The sequence below is a fragment of the Stratiformator vulcanicus genome, assembly GCF_007744515.1.
Lineage (GTDB): Bacteria > Planctomycetota > Planctomycetia > Planctomycetales > Planctomycetaceae > Stratiformator > Stratiformator vulcanicus.
The window spans coordinates 3,000,007-3,025,106 of sequence record NZ_CP036268.1 but is presented as its reverse complement, the minus strand read 5'-3'; the positions used below and the strand labels follow the sequence as shown (position 1 = coordinate 3,025,106).

The window sequence follows — 25,100 nt, the reverse complement described above, 5'->3', positions numbered from 1 at the left end:
TCGCGAAACCCGATACGTCGGTCTCGACATCGGAGCGGAACTTATGTCAGAACACCAATGGCGGACAAGACCGAGGATTCGGCGAAACCTCGTCAATCGCAGAAATCGAACCGATTTCGGTATTATTTGAAGTCCCTGTGGGTAATCAGGTCTCGGAAGCGTGCTGATCGCGTGTGCCATGACGTCTGAGTTCTTTCAGCGAGACAGGGTTTTTTCAGCGAGGCAACTGGGAATGACAACTCGGCCGTTTGACCGTCGTTTCGGTCGAATTCTGCTTGTAGGCGACATCGAAAGTTCGCTCTGCCGAGAGGTCGGACAGGCGTGCCTGGATGTGTTCGGCCGATCGACGATCGTACTTCGACGCGAATTAAGCGGAGCAGTCAGCACACTGACGACAGCCCGGTCGTTGACTCCCGATCCAGCGGAATTCGATCTCGGAATTGTCGCTCTGGATCGGCCGCTGCGTCATCGACGCCACGACATCGATCGGCTCATCGGGACCGCCGCACTGAGTTGGGTCGTTGTGTTGGGGGAGTGGTGCGAATCTGAAATGCGGGCGTACCCGGGGCACTGGCCGGTCGCATTGGCCGTTCGCGGACGAGAATCGCGTGAACGGCTGCTGTTGGAGCGGTCGGCGATGACCGGGGACATTGCGGCGCTGCCTGTCATGGCCGGTCGCGATGAAACATTCGGTGCCATCGAGGCATCGGCAAAGCTCTACGCGACGGAAGACGGCGAGGTCTGCGATTCAATGCCGTTCTTATCTACGGCCGATCGCGTGTTTCGGCGGTATCTGGATGACGTGCTAACAGGATTGCCGAACGCTCAGCCACTGGCCGTCATCGATGCAGATCCACTTACGGAGGCAACCGTTCAAACGATCTGGCAAAGGGCCGAAGACGGCAATCGCGTATTGGTGTTGTCGTCTGAGCCCGATCTCGGATCGGTCAAGGCTGAGATCGGTCGCGATGAAGTCGAAGTGCAATCGAAATTTGTCAGTCCGTCTGAACTTCACACCGCCGCAATGCAACTCGTCAAATAAGCTGTCGGTACAGAAAAATCACTTCGGTAGTTCTTTGATACCGACCGTACGGAAAACGATCTTCGTGCCGGGATCATGACCTTGGAGGCTGAGATGTCCCGGATCGAGCCGCCGTCCTTTCCGCGGATTGGAGTCCGGCTCACGTTCATCAACAAAATCGGTCACCTGCAAACCGTCGACCCAACTGGCGATGTGCGGCCCGTTGGCAATCAGCGTGAAATAGACGGGATTAAAGTCGGAGCCGTTGACGTAGCGGGCCGCTTGCCGGCGAAAGATTGCCCCTGCACCGAAACCGTCTCCGTAGTCATCCGGGTTGGTCCGATCGCCACCATCAGTCGTAAACTGAACCTGCATTTCATAACCGTTCGACGGGGCTTCGGTCGTGCCCTTCTCCGCCCGGAAGAAGACACCGCTGTTGACGTCTTCCGCGCCGGTCTCGGCATTAAGCTGCAGCACGAAGTCACCGAAGGTTTCCGTCGTTTGTAAGAAGCCCGGGCCTCCTTCGATCTTAATTTGTTCCTCTTGGACTGTCGCCTGCCCTTTCGAGCCGGGCACGACCTCCCAATCGTCGGATTCGTCGAGCGTTGTTAGTGCGAGTGGTTTAAGTGCGACGTTCCGAAACCGGACTTGGCCTTTGTTGTGTTGCAGACCGATATATCCGATTGACCGCGTCTCGCCTTCAACTTCGACATTTTCGAGCACCACCGTTTCGTCAATCTTCGCGGTGATGCGATTGCCGCTGAGTGTGATCGATACGGTATGCCAGTCGGTGCCGAGTTGAAACGGTTTCGTCGGCGTATTGCGGCCGACGAGGCTCCCGGTTGGATGCGTGTCGTGCTGATCGCACAAGTTAAACTCGTAGCAGCCTTCGATTGGTGATTCCGGATCAGCGGTTGTTCGCAGGAAAACACCGCTATTTCCGCCTTCGGCAAGGCGGCATTCGCAGCGGAACTCATAGTCGGCAAACTGGGTCGTCGTTCGTAGCAACCCGACGTCACCTTCGTCGGCAACAATCTCCCCATCGTCGATCCGCCAGTTCGTCTCGGAGTTTGCACTCCAGCCGAACTGCGTCCGGCCATCGAATAAGGCGATCCAACCTTGCTCAACATCTTTCAATGCGATGGGATGCCAAGCCGCAGACGTGTCGGCCGATTGCGCCGCATCTTTAGTCGCCAAAACAGTGGGGCTCTCTTTAGTTGGCGACTCGTCGACGGCTTCCTGTCCGCAACCAGCGATGCCGACGAGCACGAAGACCGAACCGGTAATCAACCAATAAGTCGAATGAGACGCTGTCGGCCAACCCGGCAATTTTGTGTAAGGCTGCCGACGCTTATTTCGTAGGCTCATGGCTGATGCTCCACCTTAAATAGGCTTCAATATATTCGTTAAGATCGCCATCGAGAACCGCACCGGGATTGCCGGTTTTCGTTCCTGTTCGCGAATCTTTGACGTACTGATCGGGATTTAAAACGTAGTGGCGAATTGTTTCGCCGCCGAAACCGATCTTTGTCTTCTGGCCACGCTTGGCCGCAATATCGGCTTCCCGTTTTTCGACCTCCAGTTGATAGAGTTTCGCCGTCAACATTTTGCGGGCGGTGGCTCGATTCTGGTGCTGACTACGCTCACTCTGACATAAAACGGCGACACCGGTCTCCAAATGGGTCAGCCGAACGGCGGACTCCGTCTTATTAACGTGCTGGCCCCCCGCTCCGCCGGCACGCAACGTATCTTCGCGGACGTCGCTATCCCAATTCAGATCAATATCGATCGAATCGCCGATGTCCGGGGTAACGTCGACCGCGGCAAACGATGTCTGCCGTCGGCCAGCCGAGTCGAACGGGCTGTTGCGGACGAGCCGATGCGTTCCGTTTTCGGCTTTTAAATAGCCGTAGGCGTAGTCGCCGCTAACGTGCAACGTCGCGCTGCGAATACCCGCTTCTTCTCCCGGTGATATTTCTTCGAGCGAGACTTTGTATTCGTTCTGCTCGCCCCATCGCTGATACATTCGCATTAACATTTCGGCGAAGTCGGCCGCATCGGTCCCGCCTTCTCCCGCCTGCACCGACATAAACGCATCGCAGGCGTCTTCCGGGTTCCGCATAATAGCGCGGATTTCGAGCGCCTCGAGATCCCGCTCGACCTTGTTGACCGTCTGAGCAAGCTCCGCTTTACTCTCGTCAGAGTCGTCCTCCTCGGTCAGTTCGATCATCACTTCGATGTCTTCAGCCGACTGCACGAGCGATTCGAGGGGCTTCAATGTTCCCTGAATTCGCTGCAGTTCCGAGACCGTCGCCTGCGCCGACTCCTGATCATCCCAGAAGTCCGCCGCGGCCATCCGCTCATTAATCTCTCTAATACGCTGCTGGAGGCTGTCGTAGTCAAAGACTGTCCCGGAGGTGGACAATCCGGCGGGTGAGATCATCACACCGCGCCGTCAATTCCGGGTCCATATGCGTTGTTCCTGGTGGAAGGTGATCATCCCAAAACAAGCCCGCAGCGCGAGAGAGGGATTCGTTGTTCGCCGACGCGAAATCGTCAAAGCGTCAGGTCGTCGGAGTCGCCATGTCATCCCCGGCCAACCCAATGCCGGTGTACCAGATTCCCAAGTCTCTCATGGCAGCGGGATCAAAGAGATTTCGGCCGTCGAAGATCGCGCAATTTTTCATCTTATGTCGAAGAAATTCCCAGTCCGGCATCCGATACTCGTTCCACTCGGTGCAAATGGCAACGGCATCGGCTCCTTCGGCCGCATCGTAGTGGTGTTCGCAGAACGCAACTTTATCGCCAAGAACGGCTTTCACGTTCTTCATCGCGACCGGATCGTGAACGCGGACCGATGCCCCCTCGCTTAGCAACCGGTCGATGAGCACGAGCGCCGGCGCCTCGCGGATGTCGTCGGTCCGCGGTTTGAATGCAAGACCCCAAACGGCGATCGTTTTTCCTGAGAGGTCACCGTCGAAATAGCGATATAGTTTCTCGCCCAGAACATGCTTTTGAACGTCGTTGACTTCATCGACCGCGGCGAGCATGCGGCAGGTCATGTCGTTGTCATCGGCGACCCGAATGAGAGCCCGGACATCCTTAGGGAAGCACGACCCGCCGTACCCGACGCCCGGAAATAAAAACTTAAATCCGATCCGTGCATCGTGTCCGATGCCGCGACGAACTTCGTTGACGTCAGCCCCCACATGTTCGCACAGGTTGGCCATCTCGTTAATAAAACTAATTTTCGTGGCGAGCATGCAGTTGGCGACGTATTTCGTCATCTCCGCACTTTCCCAGCCCATCGCCAGGAAGGGGTGTTCGTTTCGCAGAAAGGGCTTGTGGATATTCTTTAGCACCTCGGCAACTTCGGGCCGATCAACACCGACGACGATGCGATCAGGCTTCGTGAAGTCATCGATGGCAGCCCCTTCTTTAAGGAACTCCGGGTTGCTGGCGACATCGACGTTGCGCCCGGTCAGTTCTGCGAGTCGCGCTGCGGTTTTGCGATTCGTTCCGACCGGTACCGTACTCTTAATGACCACGATCGCATTCTCCGCAAGCAGCGGAGCGATGGTTTCCACAACGGCCCACAATCCGGACAGATTTGCCGAACCGTCATCCCCCTGCGGCGTGCCGACGGCGATAAAAACGCAGCGAGCCGAGGGGATCGATGCTGCGTAATCGGTTGTAAAGGTCAGCCGCTTCGCCGCATGATTCCGGGTGACTAATTCGGTCAATCCCGGTTCGTAGATCGGTATTTCGCCCGCATTCAGGCGTTCAATCTTGCCTTCGTCGATGTCGAGGCAGGTCACGTCCTGTCCGCTGTCGGCAAGGCAGGTGCCCGTGACGAGGCCGACATATCCCGTTCCGATCACCGTGATCTTCATGAGTTGTATCCGTTCGTTATGAAAGACTCGGCTTCAATAAGACGCCGAGTCCATCGCTTCAAGTTCTACGATTTCGTCAAATGGGGCGAGATCACTCATTCGCGGTGGCGACGGTGAAATGTCAGGCCTCTTCGTCGGAGTTCTCCGAATCTTCGCCGGTTTCAGGCGGCGAGGAATCGTCCGATTCAGGGGAGACTGTTTCAGGCGGCAAGTTCGCCTCGGGCGTTTCCGTTAAAGTCGGATTGTCCAATTCCTCCGCATCGTCGTCTTCTTCTTCGCCCGCAATCTCAAAGGGAATTCGGGCGAGTGATACGAGTCGGTCGCCGTCAGACAAGCGGATCACGCGAACGCCCTGCGAGTTTCGGCCGACACGGCGGACATCGGCAGCACGGATTCGTTGAATCTTGCCGGTCGCGGTGATCATCAAGATTTCGTCGTCGGGGCTTGTGGCAACGACATCCACGACTTTGCCGTTTCGATCGGTCGTCTTGATGTCACGCAGGCCTTTTCCGCCGCGCTTCTGTCGGCGATATCTCATTCCACTGCTGGTCGGAGTCGCCTCGTCACTGCCCCCGTCTGCGCCACTGTTGTCGGTTCCACCGGCGTCTGTCCCGCTGTCGTCCAAATCGTCGCTCGAAATATCGGCTGACGAATCTTCGGAATCATCGGCGTCCGAGGTTTCAGCGACGCTCGCGTTGCCGAAGGGCGTCCGTTTGCCGTAGCCGTGCTCACAGACGGTGAGCAGTTCTGATTCTGTATCGGCTCGCACCAGCCCCACGACGGCGTCGCCTTTGACGAGTCCGATTCCGCGGACGCCCCGGGTGTTGCGACCCATCGAGCGGGCGTCGTGATGTGAGAACCGGATCGCCATCCCATCGCGGGTTGCGAGGACGACGTCATCGTCTCCCCCCACGATTTTGACGTCGATCAGCTCGTCGCCATCGTCCAGCTTGATGGCGATGATTCCGCCCTTGAGCGGACGGCTGTAGGCCGACAGTGCGGTTTTCTTAACCGTCCCCGAGCGTGTCGCCATCAGCAGGAACAGGTCATCCGGAAACTCGCGAACGGGGAAGCAGGTCGCGACATGTTCGTTCTCGTCGGAAACTTCGAGAAGATTGACCAGTGCCCGCCCCTTCGCCGTCCGCGCCTGCTGTGGCAGATCGTAAACTTTCCGCCAGTAGACTTTTCCGCGGTCTGTAAAGAAGAGCAGAAAGTCGTGCGTACTCGCGATGAAGAGGTGCTCCAGCGGGTCCTCATCGTCTGATTTCGCTCCCTTGATGCCCTTCCCGCCGCGGCCCTGTGCCTGATAGGTCGACAGTGCCGTCCGCTTGACGTAGCCCCGCTGCGAGATCGTGACGACCATCGGCTCTTCGGCGATTAAGTCGCCCCGGTCAACGTCGCCGAGTTCTTCGTCTGAGATCTCCGTTCGTCGCTTATTACCGAACTTGTCCTTGATCTCCTGCATGTCCTGCCGGATGACTTCGCGGATGTTCGCTTCGTCGGACAGCAAACGCAGGTATTCGTCGATCTCTTCGAGCAGCTTATTGAATTCGCCACTAAGTTCTTCTCGCTCAAGGCTCGCGAGCGAACCGAGTTGCATCGAGACGATGGCTTCGGCCTGTTTCGAAGACAGGCTGTAGTTCTCGGCCGGTCCCTTCTCGTTGACGAAGTGCTTGAACCCGCCTTCGCCCAAGGCCCGTTCGACAAGTTCGGACGGAACCTGAATCTCCTGCAGACGTTCTTTCGCCTGCGCCCGGCTGGCCGAGTCGCGAATCGTCTGGATGACCTGATCGATATCGACCTGCGCGATCAGCAGGCCCTCGACCGTGTGCTTTCGCTTACGGGCTTCGGCCAGCAGGAATTCGGTCCGTCGGCGGATAACCGTGATCCGGTGCCGGACGAATTCCTGGAGCAACTGCTTGATCGTCAATGTCTGCGGGCGATTGCCCACCAGTGCCAGCAAAATGATGCTGACCGTGCTCTGCAGGGGCGAATACTTGAAGAGCTGATTGAGAACGATTTCCTTGTCGGCATCTCGCTTGAGCGTGACGTGCAGCCGAACCTGCCACGACGGACACGTCCGATCCGTCAGGTCGGTCACACGTGAGATGCCATCGACACGACCGTCTTTGACGATCTGCTCCAGCCGCTCGCGGATGCGATCGCGTGTTTCGAGATACGGGATCTCGGTGATCACGATGACGTCGCTGTTTCGCTCGGTCTCGAAATGCGTTCGGGCACGCAGCGTGATAGTCGAGCGACCGGTCAGATATCCCTGCCGAATCCCGGCCCGGCCGCAAATCACCCCCCCGGTCGGGAAGTCCGGAGCGGGTAAATATTCGAGCAGCCCGTCCATCGAGATGTCAGGATCTTCGAGCAGCGCGCCGACCGCATCGCAGACCTCCGCCAGATTATGTGGCGGGATACTCGTCGCCATGCCGACCGCAATGCCGGTCGAGCCATTCACCACGAGATTTGGGAATCTCGAAGGCAATACGACCGGTTCGAATGCCGAATTGTCGTAGGTCGGAATGAAATCGACCGTGTCGCGGTTCAGGTCGCGGAGCATCTCGGCTGAAGCGGCCGAGAGTCGCGCTTCCGTGTACCTCATGGCAGCCGGGGGCAAACCGGCCAGCGAGCCAAAGTTCCCCTGCTTGTCGACCAGCACTTCCCGCATGACCCAGTTCTGTGCCATTCGGACCAGAGTCGGGTAAACACCCGTTTCGCCGTGCGGGTGGTAGTTACCGCTGGTGTCGCCGGCAATTTTGGCGCACTTTTTCCGTCCGCCGGACGGTCCAAGGTTGAGGTCGTTCATCGCGACGAGAATGCGTCGCTGCGATGGCTTGAGGCCGTCACGCACGTCGGGCAGCGCCCGGCTGATGATGACGCTCATCGCGTAGGTGAGATAACTCGACCGCATCTCGTCTTCGATGTCGAGACGCTCTATGCGGTCGTCATTCGCACCGATCACTTCGCCCGGATCGCCGGGAAGGTCTCCGTCCGCCAAATTCGACTCCTAGCGTGAAAAATCTCGCGAGCGTTGCGATCCGCAGGTTTCAATGATGCGCGCGGTCGCCGCGATTGGTCAGAAACGGCAGCCCGGTGATGGCGACCGCGAAACCGCAGGTCGACGCACACGCTGCCAAAAAGTGAAATTTTGTCCTGAACACAGGGCCGCCACGGAGGACGCTGGCCAATATTGGTAAATGCCTGATGACCATCGGCCCAAGTGCCTCCACAGTATATATTTGGGCGATGGATTCCTCAAACCTACAACCGCGTCTTTCCGTGTTTTTTGACGCGGATTCGGCAATTACCTTCCGAAATGAGTCGGGATTGAGAACGGGACGGCAACTGCGAATAATCGCGTGAAACGATTCGTCCCGGCAGGCTGGCAATAAGCAGCAGTATGCAAGAATTCGAAGGCAACGACATATCGGCCGTCCGCGGTGAACGCGGCGCTGATTTGATCGACGCTACGCCCCTGCAAGACCCTGCGGGCCGGGCTCGCTCTGCCGAACTTAGTTTGCTGACGGACTTGTCCGATGCGCCGTCCGCTCCGCCCGGTTGGTCGTTGGAACGTCGGTTGGGCAGTGGCGGCTACGGTGATGTCTGGCTGGCGCGTGAGCGACGAACGGGACGGGCAGCCGCGATTAAGTTTTTGCGTGGCCGGGGGATCGAATGGGCGTCGCTATCAAGGGAGGTCGAGCGACTGGCCGCGCTGGATGCCTCGCGAAATATCGTCGATTTGATTGACGTCGGTTGGGATGTCGATCCGCCTTATTTCATCATGGAATTTCTGCCACGGGGGTCGCTCGATCGGACCCTCGAAGGTGGTCCGCTCAAAACGGCGAACGCCGTCCGGCTGATCCGCGGAGTTCTGGAAGGACTCGTTCACGCGCACGGCAGCGGGATTTTGCATTGCGATTTGAAGCCGGCGAACGTGCTGCTCGACGCCGGTGATGAACCTCGGCTGTGTGACTTCGGGCAGAGCCGGCGATCGATCGATCGCAGTCCCTCGTTCGGCACGTTGTTCTATATGGCTCCCGAGCAGGCCGCCTCCGATGCGGTGCCCGATGTCCGATGGGACGTCTACGCAGTCGGGGCTCTGCTGTATCAATTGCTGACGGGAGCACCACCGCACCGCACGGAAGAGGCTGAGGCGGAGCTGCGCGAAGCGGAGACGATCGATGAACGACTCGCGACGTATCGCCGGATCGTCACGACGGACGGAGCCGCCGATTTGTCGCTGGGGCGACATGTCGACCGCCCGCTCGCCGAGATCGTCCGCCGCTGTCTGAGTGTCGATCCCGACGCCCGATTTCCCACCGCCCAGGCCGTCCGCGATGCCTTGGACGCCCGCGACCGAGAATCGCAACGTCGACCAATGTTGGTGCTCGGCTTGGTCGGACCGATGCTGCTACTGCTTTCGATGGTGCCCTTCTTTCTGACCACAATGAAGGAGGCCGTTTCCACAGCCCGGGAAAACGCGGTCGAGCAGGCGCAAGGGCAGATCGATCTCACGGCCCGTCTCCTGTCGCGCAGTTTCGATCGTGAGTTGGATGAACGCGCTCGTGAACTTGATCGCATGGCGTCCGATTCCGAGGTAGTCGATCTGACCAAGTCAGCCGCGTCGATGGACTGGGACGAAACAGCGGCGGCCGATGTCTTGGCCGAACTGCGGAGTCTGTTGGCGCAACGAGCCAATGCGATCAAAGAACGTCGCCTCGTCGACGGTTTAGAGCCTGATCAAAGTTGGTTCCTTGTCAGTGCGGGCGAACATCGGCACGGAATCCAGCAATGGCGATATGGTCCGCAAAAGGAAAACGAAAAAACGCTCGGCAAGTCTTACGCGTTCCGAGACTACTTTCATGGTCAGGGCGTTCAATACGACCGTGAGGATGACCTTCCCGACGATCTCGGGGTGGTTCAACAAACGCATGTGTCGCTCGCCTATCGTAGTGAAGCGACTTGGAAGTACATGTTCGCCATCTCAACGCCGGTGCGAGATCCCGAAAGCGGTGATGTGATAGCCGTTCTGGCTCGAACGACGCACCTCGGCCAATTGCTCGATGAGTTCAGCCGCGAGTCCCGCGAATCGAAGACGAGCGTACTTGCGGTGGTTGATGCACGGGACGGCGAACTTCTGGATCACCAGTGGATGACTGCGGAGCATCTCGATTTGAATCGCATCAAATCCAACGATCACCCTTGGATTTTGATCGAGAAGGACGGTCGCACCGGCACCGAATTTCGCGTTCTCGTTCCCCCGAAAATCGAGCGGGGCGTCTCGGCCGCGTTTGACGAAGCGGCCCGGCGGGTTCAATCGGGTGTGCCCGATAAAAAACCGGTCCGTGAGGCGGCGTATTTTGACCCCTTTCGACGAGCTCCCTTTGGTGCGGCGCCGTACGAGGGCCGTTGGCTCGCCGCGTTCGCTCCAATTGAAGACACCGGTTGGATCGCCTTGGTGCAGCAGCGCTATGATGAGGTCGTTCGGCCGGTCGAGCAGATGCGCCGCAGCTTTGCACGTTACGGGATTGCCGCGTTAATTTGTGGAGCCGCACTGATTCTGGTTCTTTGGTATTTCGTGTCGCAGGCTCTGACCGGGCGTGTGCTGTTCTCCCGTCATGATTCAGACGCTGTCGTTTCATAACGTCGGCAGTGTCGGGATACTCTGGCCGTGGTGATCCGCCGCTGATGCGGAGAGCCGACGAAACTCCGTGCTCCCCGCGAAGGCCCAGCTCCGTTGTTCTATCTTAAGGCCGAAGGGATCGACTCTGAACAACGGGCGAGCTGGCCGCTTGAATTCGGGCAAAACCTCACGCTCGGTCGGGGTCAGCAATGTGACCTGATTGTGCCGTGGGATACCGAAATTTCTCGGACGCATGCTGTTGTTCAAGCTATTGACAACAACGGGGGAAAACTGCCGGCGGGGCCACATCTCCGTGTCCAGAAGCACGACCTCGCTCGAAACGGGATCTTCGTTGATGGCGAGTCGAGCGATAGTGCGGAACTTCGCGTCGGGCAGCGGTTCGTCATCGGAATGACGACCTTCCGAATGACCGATGAGTCGCCTGCCGCGCCGCATCCGGAAGAAAACGTCGAAGAGGTCACTTTCTCACAGGCAGAGATTCGCGCAACCGAATTTGTCGACGCTGATCGTCGGATTGAAGTGCTGTCTCGCTTGCCCGCGGTCATTCTCGACTCGAATGAGGATCGAGAATCTTACCGCCGCTTGGTCGAGTTGTTGATCGCCGGCATCCCCCGGTCCGATGCCGTGGCCGTCATCGAGGCTACCGTCTCCGAAGAGACCGGACCGGAGCCGACTCACTCGAATCTCCGCAGCGATTCAAAGCGTTCTCAAGAAGACTTTCGAATTATCGAAGAGCAGCATCGTCGTGATACCGATCGGAGTCTCGCCCCCAGCCAACGGCTTCTCGAATCCTGTTTTCACAAGTGGCAGCCGATCGCCCATGTGTGGCGAACTCAAGATGGGCAGAGCGCGGACTACACGATTTCGGCTGAGGTCGATTGGGCGTTCTGCCTGCCGTTGCTCGACGACCAACGAAGTCGCAGTGTGCTCTACGTTGTCGGCCGAACAATGGCACCCTGGGGCGAGCCGCTGCGGGGGCAATCCGACCTTCGTCCCGACATCCGCTTTGCCGAACTGGTGGCCGATATCCATCGCTCCATTCGCCGACTCAGTCGGCTGGAGCGGCAGTCGGTCGGGCTGAGGCAATTTCTTCCGGGGCCTTTGCTCGAGGCGGTCGGCGAAGATTTTGATCCGGCCGTTCTTGAGCCGTCCGAGTGCGATGTCACGGTTCTGTTCTGCGATTTGAGGGGATTCAGCCGTCGGGCCGAGCGTGAATCCGACCGCTTACCCGAATTGCTCCAGCAGGTCAGCCATGCGTTAGGGATCATGACCGACGCGATCGTGTCGAACGGCGGCGTGACCAGCGACTTCCTCGGAGATTCGGCCCTGGGTTTTTGGGGCTGGCCGTTTCGTGATCCGACCTCGCCGGTCAAGGCCTGTCGGGCAGCGATGGCGATCCGAAAGGCATTCGCGTCGGGCGAAATTCGCGGCTCTGACGGCGCGCCGTTTCGAGTCGGAATCGGTATCGCTCACGGTCGGGCCGTGGCGGGGAAGATCGGGACGAAGGAGCAGTCAAAGATCACGGTCTTCGGGCCGGTGGTGAATCTGGCGAGCCGTCTCGAAGGCTTAACCAAGTTGACCCGCGTGCCCGTGCTGATTGACGAAGCGACCGCAAAGGTCTTGCGGGACGCGTCCGAGGCCGACGAAATGCGCTTGCGCCGCTTGGCGACGGTGATTCCCTACGGGACGGAAACACCGGTCGAACTGACCGAACTGTTGCCGGAAGTCGGCAACACGGGCTACCTGACCGATGCGGAACTGAAAGTTTTCGAAAGCGCCGTCGATGCCTTCACCGCCGGGCAGTGGGAGGATGCCTATCGCCTTCTGCACCAACTGCCGGCCGATGATCTTGCTCAAGACTTCCTGAGCCAGCAAATTGTGGCAGCCGGTCGGCGGGCTCCCGCCGATTGGGACGGCGTGATTCGTGCTCCTGAAAAATGACCAGTTATCCGGGATACGCGGGTTTGAGCGGCGATCGGCCTCACAGATGTTGTGATTTCGCAACATTCGTCGGCGTGAATCGCGGTCGCGGCCTACGCTTTATTTGAAGAACAGGCCACGACTCGTGCGATCAGCCGCGATACCCAAGCCAACGATGTGGAATGCGAAACGCGGACGAAAATACTGACGCTCAGCGTGTACGCGGCGGCGATTCAAGTGGCGTACGCCGCGTCTACTTTCGACTCGATCAGGCACACGAACTCGCGCCGGGAATCGATGTCGACACTCGGTGTCGAGAACAATTGGAAACGCTCAACGCGTTGTTCGACAGAGCCGACCGCGATTCTGGTTCATTGACTGATCGCAAATTGGCCGACGAGGTATCCTGTTGAGCTGTTTGGTATTTTGGGCCTCGCGAACCCTCTGTGACTCGTTATGCCAAAGTCGGCGATGAGACGCCGCCGCCGAAAGTCGATTCTCCGCAGCGGCGTTGCCCGGCGTTACGCACGGCAGACGTTGCTCGCAATCGCGCTCCTACTGATCGCAGGTTCTGTGCTGCGCTTGTCGTCCGATGAGCGTCGCGCTCGGTCCACCGTCGGGGCAGCGACCGGCGTCGTCGAGAGAGTCATCGACGGCGATACCCTACTCCTCACGGACGGTCGACGCGTGCGGCTGATGGGAATCGATGCTCCCGAGAGCGTGCATCCCGACCTGCCGGAGCAACCTTTCGGGGAATCGGCTGCGGCACGCTTGCGAGCATTGTGTGAAGGATTGCCGGTCCGGCTTGAATTCGATCGCGAACGGATCGATCGCTATAGCCGCGTTCTCGCATACGTTTATTGCGAAGGCGCGCTACTCAATGAAGCGATGGTCGTTGAGGGCCTCGCACGGTTCGACAAGCGGTTTCCGATTTCGCCGGTCAATGCGAATCAGCTCAAAGCGGCGGAGGAGTCGGCTCGAACGCGTTCGCTCGGAATCTGGTCTGCGTCACCCGCAGAAGTCACTCCGACGCGTTAAAGCGCATCGCGAGCATCGTGCAATCATCGTCGATCGCGCCGCCTTGATGACGGATCGATGCGTCCCAAACCGCTTTGACGATCGACTCTGGTTCTGACGAACCGCAGTCAATAATCGCTTTCGAAATTCCGGCAACGCCGAACATGGGCGAGCCATCGCTTGCCGCTTCGGTAATTCCGTCGGTGAATGCCGCGATGACATCCCCCGCCTGGATGTCGATTTCGTCCGATGCGTACGCCATCGAGTCGGTCAATCCGAGAACCAGTCCGTGGGACTCAAATGGAATCAGCTTGCCGGACCGAAACAGCAGCGGCGGCGGATGGCCGGCGTTTGTGTATTGGAGTCTTCCGGTCTCGGGGTCAAAGATGCCGACGACTGCCGTAATAAACTGGTGCGGTTGTGTCACGCCATGCACAACCCGGTTCAACAAGTCGGTTATTGTCGAGGCCGACATCATCCGGTCCGCAGCCGTGTCGATTGCAGCGTAAAGGGCGCCTCTGAGAGCCGCTCGGACCATCCCCGCGGTGGCCCCATGTCCGCAAGCGTCGGCAATGATGAATAGCGTTCGCCGATCGGAAAGCGAAAGCACCTCGCAAAGATCGCCGCTGAGATATCGTGCCGCGCTCGTTCGCGAAGCCGCACGTAAACCGGCAAGCGAAAAAGACTGCAATTCGTTCTGAACCGGCTCGACGGTTGCCGCAGACTCGAGGTCTTTCCGCGAGACACGATTCGATTCGCTCTCGACATCGACAGCCGTTCGTTCGAGTGTCAGGCCGATTTGGTTGGCAATCGCACGAATCGTCCGCATTTCCGGAATGGAACAGGGTGGGCGGGATGAGCCGAAGGCCCACACCGTTCCCAAGGGCCCGCGCCGCCCGGTCACCGGGATGCAAAGTGCCGCCTCCGAGTTCGGGGTGAGCCACGAAACGCACGATTGGTCGGCCGCGTCATTGAGCGAGACAATGCCGTTGAGCAAAGCCGACGAGTCGTAAGTTGCCTCGGTCACGCGGCGAACAGGTTGCGGTACGGTTTCGAACAACCCCTGTGGTTCGGCGATGCGCAGGCGAAGCGATTGCTCTTCGACATCGAGCAACCAGAAACCGGCGGCGTCAAACCCAGTAAGTGAGAGCAGCAGTCGCAGTTGCTCGGTGATCGAGGAGCCGACATCGTCGGATCGGCCCGCCGTCTCGTTGAGTCGTAGCAGCGTCTCAATGATTCGCGCATTACAATCTCGCGAATCACCGCCGCCGCTTTCGGAGTTCGCTCGACCGTCGCGTCGCTGCGGCGCGCGTGGAGGTACCGTTGGGAGTCGGGGTGATGCCACGGGAAGAGTCACGTGAGGGAACGTATTTGTCTTCCCTCAACGTCGACACGTTGGTGATCGTCCGGTGATCAGAATTGCCAGGAAACGCTGCGATTTAGTTGGCGGAGTCGGGATATACGCCTCCTACCGGTCAGCGGTGCCGTGTGATCCCTTACGTTGCTCTCTCGACCCCTAATTCTCGTTGATCGGAACTCGGCGCTGAGCCTCAGCGGCGGGCCTTCTCGTACGCGAAATCGACCCACGAACCGTTCTCGCGGTTGCTGGCGACGCTCTGTGAAATGAACTTCATCCCTTCGACGCCGTCGTAGACATTCGGGTAGAGGGTGTCGGTTCTCTCGAAGGCCTCCCCCGTCGCCCGTGCGATCATCGCGTCATAAGCAGCGCGATAGACGTTGGCGAAGGCTTCGAAGAATGCTTCGGGGTGTCCCGACGGCAAGCGGCATGAGGCGGCAGCCGTTTCCATCATGAAGGGGGCGTTTGGATCGCGCGTGTAGATCGCGTGGGGTTCTCCATTTTTCCGCACGATCATCTCGTTCGGGTTTTCCTGCCGCCATTGCAGGGCCCCCTTCGTTCCGTCGATTTCTATCGAGAGATCATTTTCCCGACCGTGCGAAATTTGACTCGCCGTGACGGTGCCGAGCGCCCCGTTCTGGTAGCGGATAACCGCGTGGCCGTAGTCGTCGAGTTTGCGACCATCGACGAATGTCTTGAGGTTACAGGCGATCTGGCTCGGCAGCAGACCCGTCATGAACCGGCCGAGATTGTAAGCATGAGTCGCGATATCTCCGAACGCCCCGGCCGCACCAGATTTGGTCGGGTCGGTTCGCCAAGCCGCCTGCTTGACTTCATCGTCCTCCAATCGCGTCCGCAGCCAACCTTGGATGTAATTTGCTCGGACGGCTTGGATCTCTCCGAGCATGCCGCTCGCTATCATTTCGCGTGCCTGTCGGACGAGCGGGTAGCCCGTGTAATTATGGCTCAGTGCGAAGACCGGCTCGCTTTGCTCAACCAACTTGGCGAGCTGTTCGGCTTCCTCAAGATCGAACGTCATCGGCTTATCGCAGATGACATTGAATCCCGCCTCGAGGCAGGTCTTGGCAATCGGGTAGTGCGTGTGATTGGGCGTTGCGATACTGACGAAGTCGACCCGCTCTCCTTCGGGAAGGGCTCGTTCTTTCTCGACCAACTCCTCGACCGATCCGTACGCACGATCGGGTTTAATGTCGTAGGCCGGTGCGGAGGCTTTTGCTTTTTCGGGATTCGACGACAGCGCCCCCGCAACGAGCTCGGCTCGGTTGTCGAGGATAGCCGCGGTGGCGTGAACCCGACCGATGAACGATCCCTGCCCTCCACCGATCAGGGCCATCTTGAGCTTACGGTTGAGCGCACCGTTCGTCGTTTCCATCGTCAGTGTTCCTCGTCGCTGTGGGCATCCAGTCAGGAATGCGGGCAATGATAATTTGATGAGATCACCCGGCAGATGAGTTCACTGATTTATGCCGATCTGATGAACTCATTAGCAGAATCGCAGATTATCCGCTCCCGAGTCGGCTGACAAACCGTCGCAGATGCCCGGCTGCCCTCAGCGCCATCCCATGACGATCTTTTACCGATCTGATCGATCCGATAGGATATGACGGGCGGGAATTTTCGTTCATGAAATCCGAAAGTGACAAGGCGGTGCACAATGACGAAATTGCGAAATGCTGTTACGGATGCGCGATGGCTCTTTGCGATCCTCGGGATTGCCGCTGGTTTCGGCGTTGCGCAATTGCGGCCCGTCCAACCGGCTCAAGCGGTGACGAATGATCGCAACGATTCATTCGCGATGTGTACCTGTCAGATGGATGCGCTCGGCAGTGCCGAAGGTGTATTCATGCTCGACTATCTGACCGGACAACTGACCGGAGCGGCTCTCAACAATTCGACCGGCACCTTCACGCAGTACTATTCCCGCAACATCGCGCAAGACTTCAACGTCGACCCGTCCGCGCAAACGAAGTACACGATCACCGCCGGCGTTGCCAATCTGAACGCCCAGCGCGGCGTGCGACCGGCCACAAGCGTACTGTATATCGCCGAACTCAACAGCGGTATCACACGATGTTACGCGATCCCGTATCAGGTCACTCAGCGGCCGGTCGGAGTGCAGCCGATCAAGCCGATCGCTGAATTCAAGTTCCGCGAATCGATCTAACCGAACTGATCACTGGCTTGATGATTTCGGCAGGCGACGGGCGAGAACGATTCTCGCCCGTCCGCCAATTCGGGCGAAGATCACCGTTCCGCGTTCTCCTTCCGGTTTTAGCGACAATCGGCTGCGAATCGCTCGGGCGTCGATTGACAGGTGACGGCACTTAATTTCGGCATCGCCCCAATTCAACCTGGCGACTTCGCGTCGAAGTTTCGTCTCGTTGTTCGGTAGTTCGGCCAGCACTTCAAAGCTGCGGCCGAAGGCCGAATCGATCGCTCGGTCGGACGTGAGATACTCGTCGGCGTCGTCGAGTCGGCACAGCGAGTCGCGCTCGCCCCAGCAGTCGATCAATCCCGCTCGGACAACTGCGGGGTTAGGGTCATAGAGAAATCGCTGCAAAGAAGATCGCTCCGCATAGTGCTGCAAAGGCATTGCTTCGAGCGTTGCATTCTCGGGCAAAATGGTCGCCCGCCAGAGGTCCGGTTCGGCCAGTTCGCCGAACCAGATCACCGCCTCTTTGCACTCGCCGTTCAGGCTGATCAGTTCGTGTTCCGCATCAATAAACTTGCCGCCGAAATTTGAGGCCGGGCTCAGCTTCACCGCGCCGCCGCGAGCAGAGGCCATCAGGCGTGTGATCTCGGCCAACGAGGGCGAGAGATGTTCGACCCGACGCGATCGTTTTCCGCCGGCCCGTTGATCGGGGTCGAGATGGATCAATCGGCCACCGACGTTAATCGACTCGGCCAGTGCTGTCGTAATTTGCACTTGGTATTCGAGACCGGCGTCCTCCGTGTTCCATTTTGTAAATAAGCACGATCGCAGCGATGCGTCGACGGCCAGCACATTGCCGCGACGAGCCAGTGCCAACGTGTCGCTGCCGAGTCCGCAGCATAGGTCGATGACCCTTCCCTCAAACCGCTGCGCTTTGTGCTTTGCGATTTCCGGTGCTGTCGCCTGTTCAACAAGAACCCGGTCGGCCCAAAGGCGTTTCGCTTCGGGAAATTTTGCCGCCGCCCGACTGCGGGCGTCGACTAACCCCAGCGCAGCGCGAACTAGCTCGGCCGGAAAGCGTTCTCGCAACGACTTTTGCAGAGTTAGTGAGTCGCCATCAGATTCATCGATCGCGTCAATCACGGACGGGTCGGATCTAAGGTCCCGCAAAACTTGGATCTCGTCCGCAGGTCGATCAGGCGACCGCGGTTTTCGATCACGAACGGAGTCCTCGTTACCGTCGTCCATCGGTTTCCTCGTCCCGAAGTTCGACGAGCTTTTCTTTTATTGAGGTTCGCAATTCGGCCAAGGCGGTCAGGCCGACATCGACCGCAATTGTGCGACATTTGCGACCGAGGATGACCAACTCGGCCGTCACGTCGGGCTTCGTTTTTGATTGGGCGAAGATCTCCCGGCAGGCCAACGCGTAGAGCTGCAACTGAATGCTGTATCGCTCTAGTAGGACTTTTCGTTGGGCGGGCCACTGCGCGTCATTCGAATCGATGGCAGGAACTTTGAAGTCAATCAACTTCCACTTCCCATCCGAAGTCCGAATGAGACAGTCAATCTGTCCGACCACCGTGATCGACATCGCGGTGCCGCTTTCGAACGTCATCGGCAGTCGAAAATCGAGTTCCCGCTCGACCTGTTCCGCCGAAAGAATCGAGTCCGCAACGTCGCTTTCAGAAAAGGTCTCCAGTGTTCGCTCCAATCTCGCGGGCGAGACGTCAAATTCGCGGGCAATCGACTGCAATCGGATCGCCCGCCGCTCCGGCGTGTCGTTCATGTCTGCCGACTCGATCATGTGATGAACGGCACTACCGAAGTCGCGCGGCTCGTCGCTCAGGGAATCGTCTGACGAAGGAGTCTGGTCAGACGACTGACCGACCGGTTTTCTCAAAGAGGGGGCAGACAGGCATTTCGTCAGCGCTGTGACGCTCCACTCACTTCGGACGATTGTCGGAACCGTCAATGCGATTTGTCGCTCCGGTTCGGTTGCCGCCAGAGTTTCCCGCAGATCACACAAGCGGACCGTGTCGGTTCTTCTCGCAGTCGTCTCAAACGATACGTCAGGGGGAGCATCGAAAAGTTTGGCAGTCGGGGCGTCGGCGTCGCTATCGAATGGTAAGCCGGTTTCAAGATCGTATTTGTCGGCGATGAGTTTGAGCCAAGGCGACTGAAACCGTCCGTCGGGGGGCAGCGCGGCCGAGAGGATCAGGTGATCGGCGGCCCTCGTCGCCGCGACATAGAGCAGGCGAACGGTTTCATCGCGGTCTGCTCTGCGCTCGGCAACCTTGTGGATCATGACCCCCAGATGAGAGGAACTTTCCTTGCTCGGCGTTGGAACGAGGGGGCCTAATTCGGCGTGTATTGTCGCCTTTGTCGGACGTGAGGAGTCCTGCCAGTCCATGTCGGCGAGCACGACGACCGGGAACTCCAACCCTTTCGATTGATGGATCGACATCAGCCGAATGACGTCGCCCCCTTCAGCTTCGGTCGCCGCTAATTCTTCGTCGGCCTGTTCAAGAATGGCGTCGCCGATTCGGGCGGCGAAATCGCCCAGTGACACGATTCCGGAGCGATCAGCCGCGGCAGCCATTGAAAGCAATTTTCGAAGGTTTGCGACCTTTCGGGGGCCGAACTTCTCGAGCAACATCGACCCATCGTAACAGGTGCGATCGATCGCTAACTCCAGCAATTCGCGGATCGGCAGGCGATCTTTTTGAAAGCGGAGTTCCTCGAGAGTCTGAGCAGCAAACCGCACCTGCTCGGCTTGTTGCTCCGAGAGTTCAGGAAGTGTTTCACCGAACAACCCGGAGTCGATCGTCGACCCGGCATCACGTAACGCGAGCAGCATTTCGTCGTCGAGGCCGAACAACGGAGATCGAAGGACTCCCGCCAGACTCAGCACGTCTTCCGGCTCGGCGAGCCAGCGGCACAGCATCGCGACGTCGTTGACTTCCTGCTGCGCATAAAACGCTTTGCTGCCCACGAGGTAATAGCCGAGACTAGCGCGGCGAAGCGCCTCTTCATAAATCGGGAAGTGCGATTTTACCCGGAACAGGATGCAGATATCGCCGGGGCGAACCGGACGCAGCCCGTCATGGTCGCGGATCCGCGGGATCTGATCGTCGATCAACTGTTTGATGCGGCGGGCGATCGCGTCGGCTTCCCGCTTCCGTTTGTCGTCCGATGATTCGGCCGGATCGCTGCCGCGCGGCAATAGCAATTCGATCGGCGGTTCGCTGAGCGGCGGTGAGTCGGTGCCTGCGATCAATGGTTCATAGGAAGAACCGATGGGGGCTGCAAACAACGTGTTGGCGAACCGCAATATCTCGTCGCGGCTTCGAAAGTTGCGGCTCAGCGACAACTGGCCGGATGCGTCCAGCGATCCACGCAATTTCGCGAAGACCGTCGGGTCCGCTCCGCGGAAGCGGTAGATCGATTGCTTGAAGTCGCCGACGACGAATAACTTGCCGCGAGTCAGATCATTGCCGCAAATGAGGCTGACGATCTCGGCCTGCACGGGGTCGGTATCTTGAAACTCGTCGACCATCAGCAGGTCAATTCCGGCGGCAACGCGTCGGCGAACCGCTTCGTTTTTCTTCAGGACGTCACGGGTCATCGTCAGCAGGTCGTCGAAATCGAGGACGCCGAGCTCACGCTTTGTTGCGCGGAATTCGCGTCTCACCTCATTCAAAACCCGCTGCGCAATTAACCCGAGTCGCGCCCCCTCGACCGCCTGCTCCAACTCGAATTCGATTCCCGACTTCAGCTTCTTGATTTCATCCCGGAGATCACTGAGGCCATCCTTGATCTCCTCGTAGACTTCTTCTGAGACCCATGCCCCTTTCCCGCCTCCGCCTTTGACGACGGCTGCATCAGCCAAGTCGGCGAGCGCGGTCTCGACGCTGCCCCCCGCCCGCAACTCTGCCAGCGTTGCAAGAATCGTCGCCCTTCGCTGCTGCATCACTGCGTTGGATGTGTCATGAATCGACAGCAGATCAAACGCGCTGAGGACTTTCGGCCGACTCAAGAAGTCTTCGGTGAGAATGGGGACCGATCGTTCTGCCCATTGCTCTGTCCAAGCAGCGACGATCTCACCCGGATCGTCAATTTCATCCACTTTGGGATCGCTCGCCGCTTTCGTATCGGCAGAGAGCATTTCTTCGAGGATCGTAACCGCTTTGTCGAAGCCGTATTGAAAGACAAGTTCGGCAAGATCGGCGTCGTCCTCCTCCAACAGTCGAGTCACGGCGGATCGCACGGCACGCGAGCGAACGGCCGGTTCCACTTGGGGCTCTAACAGACCGAACGCCGGGTCGATCTCCGATTCGACAGCGGCGTCACGCAGGATCGACGCGCAAAACGAATGGATCGTGCCGACGCGCGCGGTATCGATCGATCTGAGCAGGTCGAGCCAGTGCTCGGCATCCGCTGCGGCCGCGGTCGCCAGCATTTCTCGGCATCGACTGCGAATGCGATCGCGGAGTTCACGGGCGGCTCGTTCGGTAAAGGTAATCGCGACGAGACGACCGAGCGATCCGGCTCGCCCCCCTGGTTCCAGTTCTTTCAAGAACCGACGGGTCAGCACGAACGTTTTCCCGCAACCAGCACCAGCGCTCAGAGAGATCGAGACCCCTTCCGTATGAATCGCCGCTTCCTGCTGCGATGTCAGTGCAGGCTCCGGTCGAATTTTCGGGGATGGCTCGTCGACTTGATTCATCGCGGACCTCCCGGAGACGGGACTTCCGACTTCGCCAGCGGCTCAGCCACGGCCTTCCACTCCCCGATGCGTTCGACGATGCCGAACAGCCGGTCGTATCGCATGTCCGCGGTCGTTGCCCGAGGCAAAAAGACTCCGGACCGAATCGCGCTCGCGAGTTGAGGAATCGATTCATCGAGAGCGGCGTCGATCTCCCTGACGGTGTCATCGTCGAGCGACTTCAGCTTTCTCGCTCTGGTCTTCATGCCGGGGCCGAACCCGCCGCTACTCAAATCCCAATAACCGACCTGTGACAAACAGTTCGAACCGTCCGTCAAACCGAGTTCTCGAACCGCTCGCGCGTAGACGGCCAGTTGCAGCGATTTGCCGCTCAGAACGTCCTCTAGCTCGAATCGTTTCCCTCCCGAGAGCTTGTAGTCGATCACGTTGAAATAGCCTGCCGCGGCGTCGACGCGATCAATCTGCCCGCGGAGATGAACGACGTCTTCCCCACTTCCGACGACGACGCCCGGCATCGCCGGCTGGCCTTCGTCGGTCACATGCTGCATCGCTCCGAAAGCGACCTCACAGTGGGTAACGACGGGCCGGGCCGACCACAGTTCGACGATCGAATCGACGTACGCCGTCCACTGAGTCAGATACGATTCGACCCAATCCGGCACATGTCGCGACTCGATGCGAACGAGTGCCCGAAGCGCCCGCGACGCCGCGGGCCCGCGCTGCATTTCCTGTTCGATGAATTCCGCCAATTGCTCCCGATTGCGTTCCTCATCGTTTGCGAGACTCCGATCATGGAACTTGGCCAGCGCCCGATGCAATGCGGTCCCGCGGCGACGATAGTCCGTGCGAGGCCCCAAGGGTTCCAACTGCTCCAATCTCAAGACCGAAGAGAGGAAAAAAAGGAACGGCTCGTTCGCGTACGCTTCCAATTCGCTAACGCTGAACTCATGCGTCGCCGGAAATAGTTTCGCGAGAACGCGCTGAGCGCTTTCCGACGATAGCCAACCGTCATAGCGGGTCGGTCCACGCTGATGAAACCGACACCATGCCATGTCGGCGGCAGCCATCAAATTTCGGATGCGGGGGCCGTTGTCAGGCTCTGCCGCCCATGTCTGCAATACGCCACAACGCCCCTGAAGTGCCTCTGCGACAGCAAAAAGAACGCGATCCCGTTCGCTGATCACGGCTGCGGCTTCGGCGGGGACCGGATCGAATTGTTCGTATTCCTGCTCGGTGAGAGCACCGTCTTCAAAGAGTTCTCTAATTGATGCGAGATAGGGGCTGGGATAAGACGGTCGGCCCTCCGAATCGACCGCCGAATAAGTCAGCGTCAGCGAACGACGAGCCCGGCTAACGACGGCGTGAAACAGCAGCATTTCATCGTTCTGCCGCCGAGTGCGATCGTTGACGGCCAGACCGCCGTCCGCCAAACGGGATCGGTCGCCGTCATTGAGCAGGCAGTCATCCGCCTGATTGCGAGGCAGTTCTGTCTCAGTCATGCCCGTGTAAATCAGGTGCGGTACATCAATGGCTCTGATCTGATCCGCCTCTAAAAATCGGACATTTCCGGTTCCGTCGTTTCGTTCCGGAACGGTCGATTCATCGATCAGTTCGCCGAGCCGCTGAAGAAATCGACCGAGGTCGATTGGAACATTCGTGGCGATCATCATCGAGTCGACGCGGCGTGCCGCGCCGAGCACCTCTTCGAACGATGCCCAACCGTTGTCCCCGGCATCATCGGACGACGTTCGCAATCCGAGTTCGCCGGCAAGGACGAATAAACGATCGACCCATTCGACAAAACGGGCTTTGCCGCGGAACGGAGCGAGCACGCTGTCGAGCCGCCTGAGCAGGAACGTCGCCGGTCGCTCGGCGGGCTGGCCAGAAGACCGGCCGTCGTCGGGGTCGTCAATCTTTGTTGAACTGGCCGTCGAGAATGCACGCAGGACATCGCTCCTCCCGCCTTCAAGTTGCAAACTTCTTAGCCGACTCGATAGGTCTCGGGCCGCCGCTTCTCGTTCACGTGGCTCAATGGAGAAGTGCAGCAACGAATTGTTGGTGAGTTGGGCGAGATCAGCCGATCGCCAATCGGCTTGTTCGGTCCTCAGAACATCGAGGAGGGCTCGCACCTTCGGCTTTGACCTCAAACTTGAACCGCCGTCGTGGTCGATGCCGATCCCCGCGTCTCGGCACAATTTGATGATTTCATTTTGACTGGCATCGAGTGAACGGGCCGTCACGACGATGTCGACCGGGGCAACGCCCGATGAGATCAAACTGCGAATGTGCGTCACGACAGCGCGAGCTTCGGCGGCAGGGCCCAGCGTCCGAATAATGTTGACGCCCGTTGCGTCGGCGACCGGTTGAACGCGATTCGGCATGTCGAAAAGATATCCGCCGACCTGACTCAGCGCTGGTGTCACATCTGAATCAACAGGTTCAATGGACTGGATATCGCTCGTTATTCCGTCCGTCCGGCCAAACTCGGACCGCAGCGCTTCGAGGGTTGCCCGCGTCTTCGCGAAAATCTTTCGGGATCGATCGGGCGGATCGATCGTCAGCGCGATTTGTGTCTGCCGGGTGTTCGTTGCAAGGGCGACGACGATTTCGCGCTGGGTGCGTGTGAAGTCAGAGAATCCGTCAACGATGAGTAACTGCAGTGCTCGCAGCCGTCCGAATCGCCCTTCTTTGAGAAAATTCCGTGCAGACCACAACCGACCTTCGGAGTCGTAATACTGCTCTGCTGACATCGCGCCGGGAGGCTCGCGAAGGCGGTTCTGGTACGTCTCGTAGATCAGATGGAGTTCGCCGATTCGACGCAGTCGCGCGGAGCCACCCGATGTCGACGAGGCGTCATCGAAGTGTTCGGGCCAGATTTCTTCACGCTTCAATTCTGCAATCAAAGCCGAGGCCAGACGCAAAAAACCAGCCGTGTCGGCAATCGGCTGAAAGTGTTTGAGTTTTCCGTCGCGGCTCAATTCTTCGATCACGTCACGAAGCACCCGCATTCGGCCGACACGATCGAGGCGACGCATTTCGGGCGACTCGGCGGCCACAACCGAATCACAAAAGTCCTCGAATGTGACGACCTGCGGTTTGAACACAGCCGTACCGAGCCGTTCGGCAATGCGGTGTTCGATGAAGCGTTTCGAACGATGGGTTGGCGTCAGCCACATCGCCTGGCCGAAGCGGCCTGCTTCAAATCCGCGCGAGAGTTGGCGGCAATACGCCTCCAGCAGCCGGGCGGTTTTACCCGCGTACGTCGGGCCGGTCAGCACTTTGACTTCAGATCGGAAACTGGATTCGGACGCGAGCACAAGCAGTGATCCGGATGGCATCG

14 protein-coding genes are annotated in these 25,100 nt (G+C 58.8%); 5 read left to right on the top strand and 9 right to left on the bottom strand.

Translation table 11 applies throughout. The features are described from left to right. Nucleotides 1–232 precede the first annotated feature (232 nt). Complete coding sequence (locus tag Pan189_RS11815) at nucleotides 233–1,042, top strand: hypothetical protein (protein WP_145364110.1); 810 nt, start codon at nucleotides 233–235, stop codon at nucleotides 1,040–1,042. Between the two features lie 18 nt (nucleotides 1,043–1,060). Here the strand turns inward: Pan189_RS11815 and Pan189_RS11810 are convergent, their stop codons facing one another. The 4 genes from Pan189_RS11810 to gyrA all read right to left on the bottom strand — a co-directional run bounded on the left by Pan189_RS11810 (nucleotide 1,061) and on the right by gyrA (nucleotide 7,921). Next, nucleotides 1,061–2,389, bottom strand: a complete 1,329-nt coding sequence (locus Pan189_RS11810) for a 3-keto-disaccharide hydrolase (protein WP_145364109.1) — start codon at nucleotides 2,387–2,389, stop codon at nucleotides 1,061–1,063. After that, nucleotides 2,373–3,492, bottom strand: a protein-coding gene (gene prfB / locus Pan189_RS11805; protein ID WP_145364108.1) for a peptide chain release factor 2 whose coding sequence is annotated in 2 segments (ribosomal slippage) — nucleotides 2,373–3,422 and nucleotides 3,424–3,492 — 1,119 coding nt in all. Because the reading frame shifts where the segments join, the coding sequence is not laid out codon by codon here. Before prfB ends, Pan189_RS11810 begins: the two co-directional genes overlap by 17 nt. Nucleotides 3,493–3,585: 93 nt before the next feature. Then, on the bottom strand, nucleotides 3,586–4,914 hold the full coding sequence (locus Pan189_RS11800) for a UDP-glucose dehydrogenase family protein (protein ID WP_145364107.1): 1,329 nt from the start codon (nucleotides 4,912–4,914) through the stop codon (nucleotides 3,586–3,588). A gap of 121 nt (nucleotides 4,915–5,035) precedes the next feature. After that, nucleotides 5,036–7,921, bottom strand: a complete 2,886-nt coding sequence (gyrA, locus tag Pan189_RS11795; RefSeq protein ID WP_310820370.1) for a DNA gyrase subunit A — start codon at nucleotides 7,919–7,921, stop codon at nucleotides 5,036–5,038. 402 nt (nucleotides 7,922–8,323) lie between these two features. Between gyrA and Pan189_RS11790 the strand changes: the two genes are divergently transcribed. The 3 genes from Pan189_RS11790 to Pan189_RS11780 all read left to right on the top strand — a co-directional run bounded on the left by Pan189_RS11790 (nucleotide 8,324) and on the right by Pan189_RS11780 (nucleotide 13,525). Next, on the top strand, nucleotides 8,324–10,567 hold the full coding sequence (locus Pan189_RS11790; protein ID WP_145364106.1) for a serine/threonine protein kinase: 2,244 nt from the start codon (nucleotides 8,324–8,326) through the stop codon (nucleotides 10,565–10,567). A 93-nt stretch (nucleotides 10,568–10,660) separates the two neighbouring features. Continuing rightward, the gene (locus Pan189_RS11785) at nucleotides 10,661–12,508 is read left to right on the top strand and encodes an adenylate/guanylate cyclase domain-containing protein (RefSeq protein WP_310820369.1); all 1,848 of its coding nucleotides are present in this window, start codon (nucleotides 10,661–10,663) and stop codon (nucleotides 12,506–12,508) included. A gap of 450 nt (nucleotides 12,509–12,958) precedes the next feature. After that, nucleotides 12,959–13,525, top strand: coding sequence for a thermonuclease family protein (locus Pan189_RS11780; RefSeq protein ID WP_310820368.1), 567 nt, complete (start codon nucleotides 12,959–12,961; stop codon nucleotides 13,523–13,525). On the opposite strand, the gene Pan189_RS11775 is transcribed toward Pan189_RS11780, so the two are convergent. Further along, nucleotides 13,509–14,849: a PP2C family protein-serine/threonine phosphatase gene (locus Pan189_RS11775; RefSeq protein ID WP_145364104.1), complete on the bottom strand. Its 1,341-nt coding sequence runs from the start codon at nucleotides 14,847–14,849 to the stop codon at nucleotides 13,509–13,511. The two genes, Pan189_RS11780 and Pan189_RS11775, sit on opposite strands and share 17 nt — an antisense overlap. 205 nt (nucleotides 14,850–15,054) lie before the next feature. Next, the gene (locus Pan189_RS11770) at nucleotides 15,055–16,254 is read right to left on the bottom strand and encodes a Gfo/Idh/MocA family protein (RefSeq protein WP_310820367.1); all 1,200 of its coding nucleotides are present in this window, start codon (nucleotides 16,252–16,254) and stop codon (nucleotides 15,055–15,057) included. Between the two features lie 282 nt (nucleotides 16,255–16,536). Here Pan189_RS11770 and Pan189_RS11765 point away from each other — a divergent pair, with 282 nt between their 5' ends. Continuing rightward, nucleotides 16,537–17,046: a hypothetical protein gene (locus Pan189_RS11765; protein ID WP_145364103.1), complete on the top strand. Its 510-nt coding sequence runs from the start codon at nucleotides 16,537–16,539 to the stop codon at nucleotides 17,044–17,046. A 9-nt stretch (nucleotides 17,047–17,055) separates the two neighbouring features. Here Pan189_RS11765 and Pan189_RS11760 read toward each other — a convergent pair whose 3' ends face one another. The 3 genes from Pan189_RS11760 to Pan189_RS11750 are packed head-to-tail and all read right to left on the bottom strand — an operon-like array spanning nucleotide 17,056 to nucleotide 25,098. After that, the gene (locus Pan189_RS11760; RefSeq protein ID WP_145364102.1) at nucleotides 17,056–18,282 is read right to left on the bottom strand and encodes a class I SAM-dependent methyltransferase; all 1,227 of its coding nucleotides are present in this window, start codon (nucleotides 18,280–18,282) and stop codon (nucleotides 17,056–17,058) included. Further along, nucleotides 18,269–21,760: a UvrD-helicase domain-containing protein gene (locus Pan189_RS11755; RefSeq protein ID WP_145364101.1), complete on the bottom strand. Its 3,492-nt coding sequence runs from the start codon at nucleotides 21,758–21,760 to the stop codon at nucleotides 18,269–18,271. Before Pan189_RS11755 ends, Pan189_RS11760 begins: the two co-directional genes overlap by 14 nt. Then, nucleotides 21,757–25,098 (bottom strand): PD-(D/E)XK nuclease family protein, encoded by a 3,342-nt coding sequence (locus tag Pan189_RS11750; protein ID WP_145364100.1) that lies wholly within the window; start codon nucleotides 25,096–25,098, stop codon nucleotides 21,757–21,759. The genes Pan189_RS11755 and Pan189_RS11750 overlap by 4 nt, the downstream gene beginning before the upstream one ends. Nucleotides 25,099–25,100: the final 2 nt, after the last annotated feature.

What these genes read in the sequence shown, in the direction of transcription:
- Pan189_RS11815 (WP_145364110.1), top strand. Translation starts at nt 233, where the DNA reads ATGACAACTCGGCCGTTTGACCGTCGTTTCGGTCGAATTCTGCTTGTA.
- Pan189_RS11810 (WP_145364109.1), bottom strand. Translation starts at nt 2,389, where the DNA reads ATGAGCCTACGAAATAAGCGTCGGCAGCCTTACACAAAATTGCCGGGT.
- Pan189_RS11800 (WP_145364107.1), bottom strand. Translation starts at nt 4,914, where the DNA reads ATGAAGATCACGGTGATCGGAACGGGATATGTCGGCCTCGTCACGGGC.
- Pan189_RS11790 (WP_145364106.1), top strand. Translation starts at nt 8,324, where the DNA reads ATGCAAGAATTCGAAGGCAACGACATATCGGCCGTCCGCGGTGAACGC.
- Pan189_RS11780 (WP_310820368.1), top strand. Translation starts at nt 12,959, where the DNA reads ATGAGACGCCGCCGCCGAAAGTCGATTCTCCGCAGCGGCGTTGCCCGG.
- Pan189_RS11770 (WP_310820367.1), bottom strand. Translation starts at nt 16,254, where the DNA reads ATGGAAACGACGAACGGTGCGCTCAACCGTAAGCTCAAGATGGCCCTG.
- Pan189_RS11765 (WP_145364103.1), top strand. Translation starts at nt 16,537, where the DNA reads ATGACGAAATTGCGAAATGCTGTTACGGATGCGCGATGGCTCTTTGCG.
- Pan189_RS11760 (WP_145364102.1), bottom strand. Translation starts at nt 18,282, where the DNA reads ATGGACGACGGTAACGAGGACTCCGTTCGTGATCGAAAACCGCGGTCG.
- Pan189_RS11755 (WP_145364101.1), bottom strand. Translation starts at nt 21,760, where the DNA reads ATGAATCAAGTCGACGAGCCATCCCCGAAAATTCGACCGGAGCCTGCA.
- Pan189_RS11750 (WP_145364100.1), bottom strand. Translation starts at nt 25,098, where the DNA reads ATGCCATCCGGATCACTGCTTGTGCTCGCGTCCGAATCCAGTTTCCGA.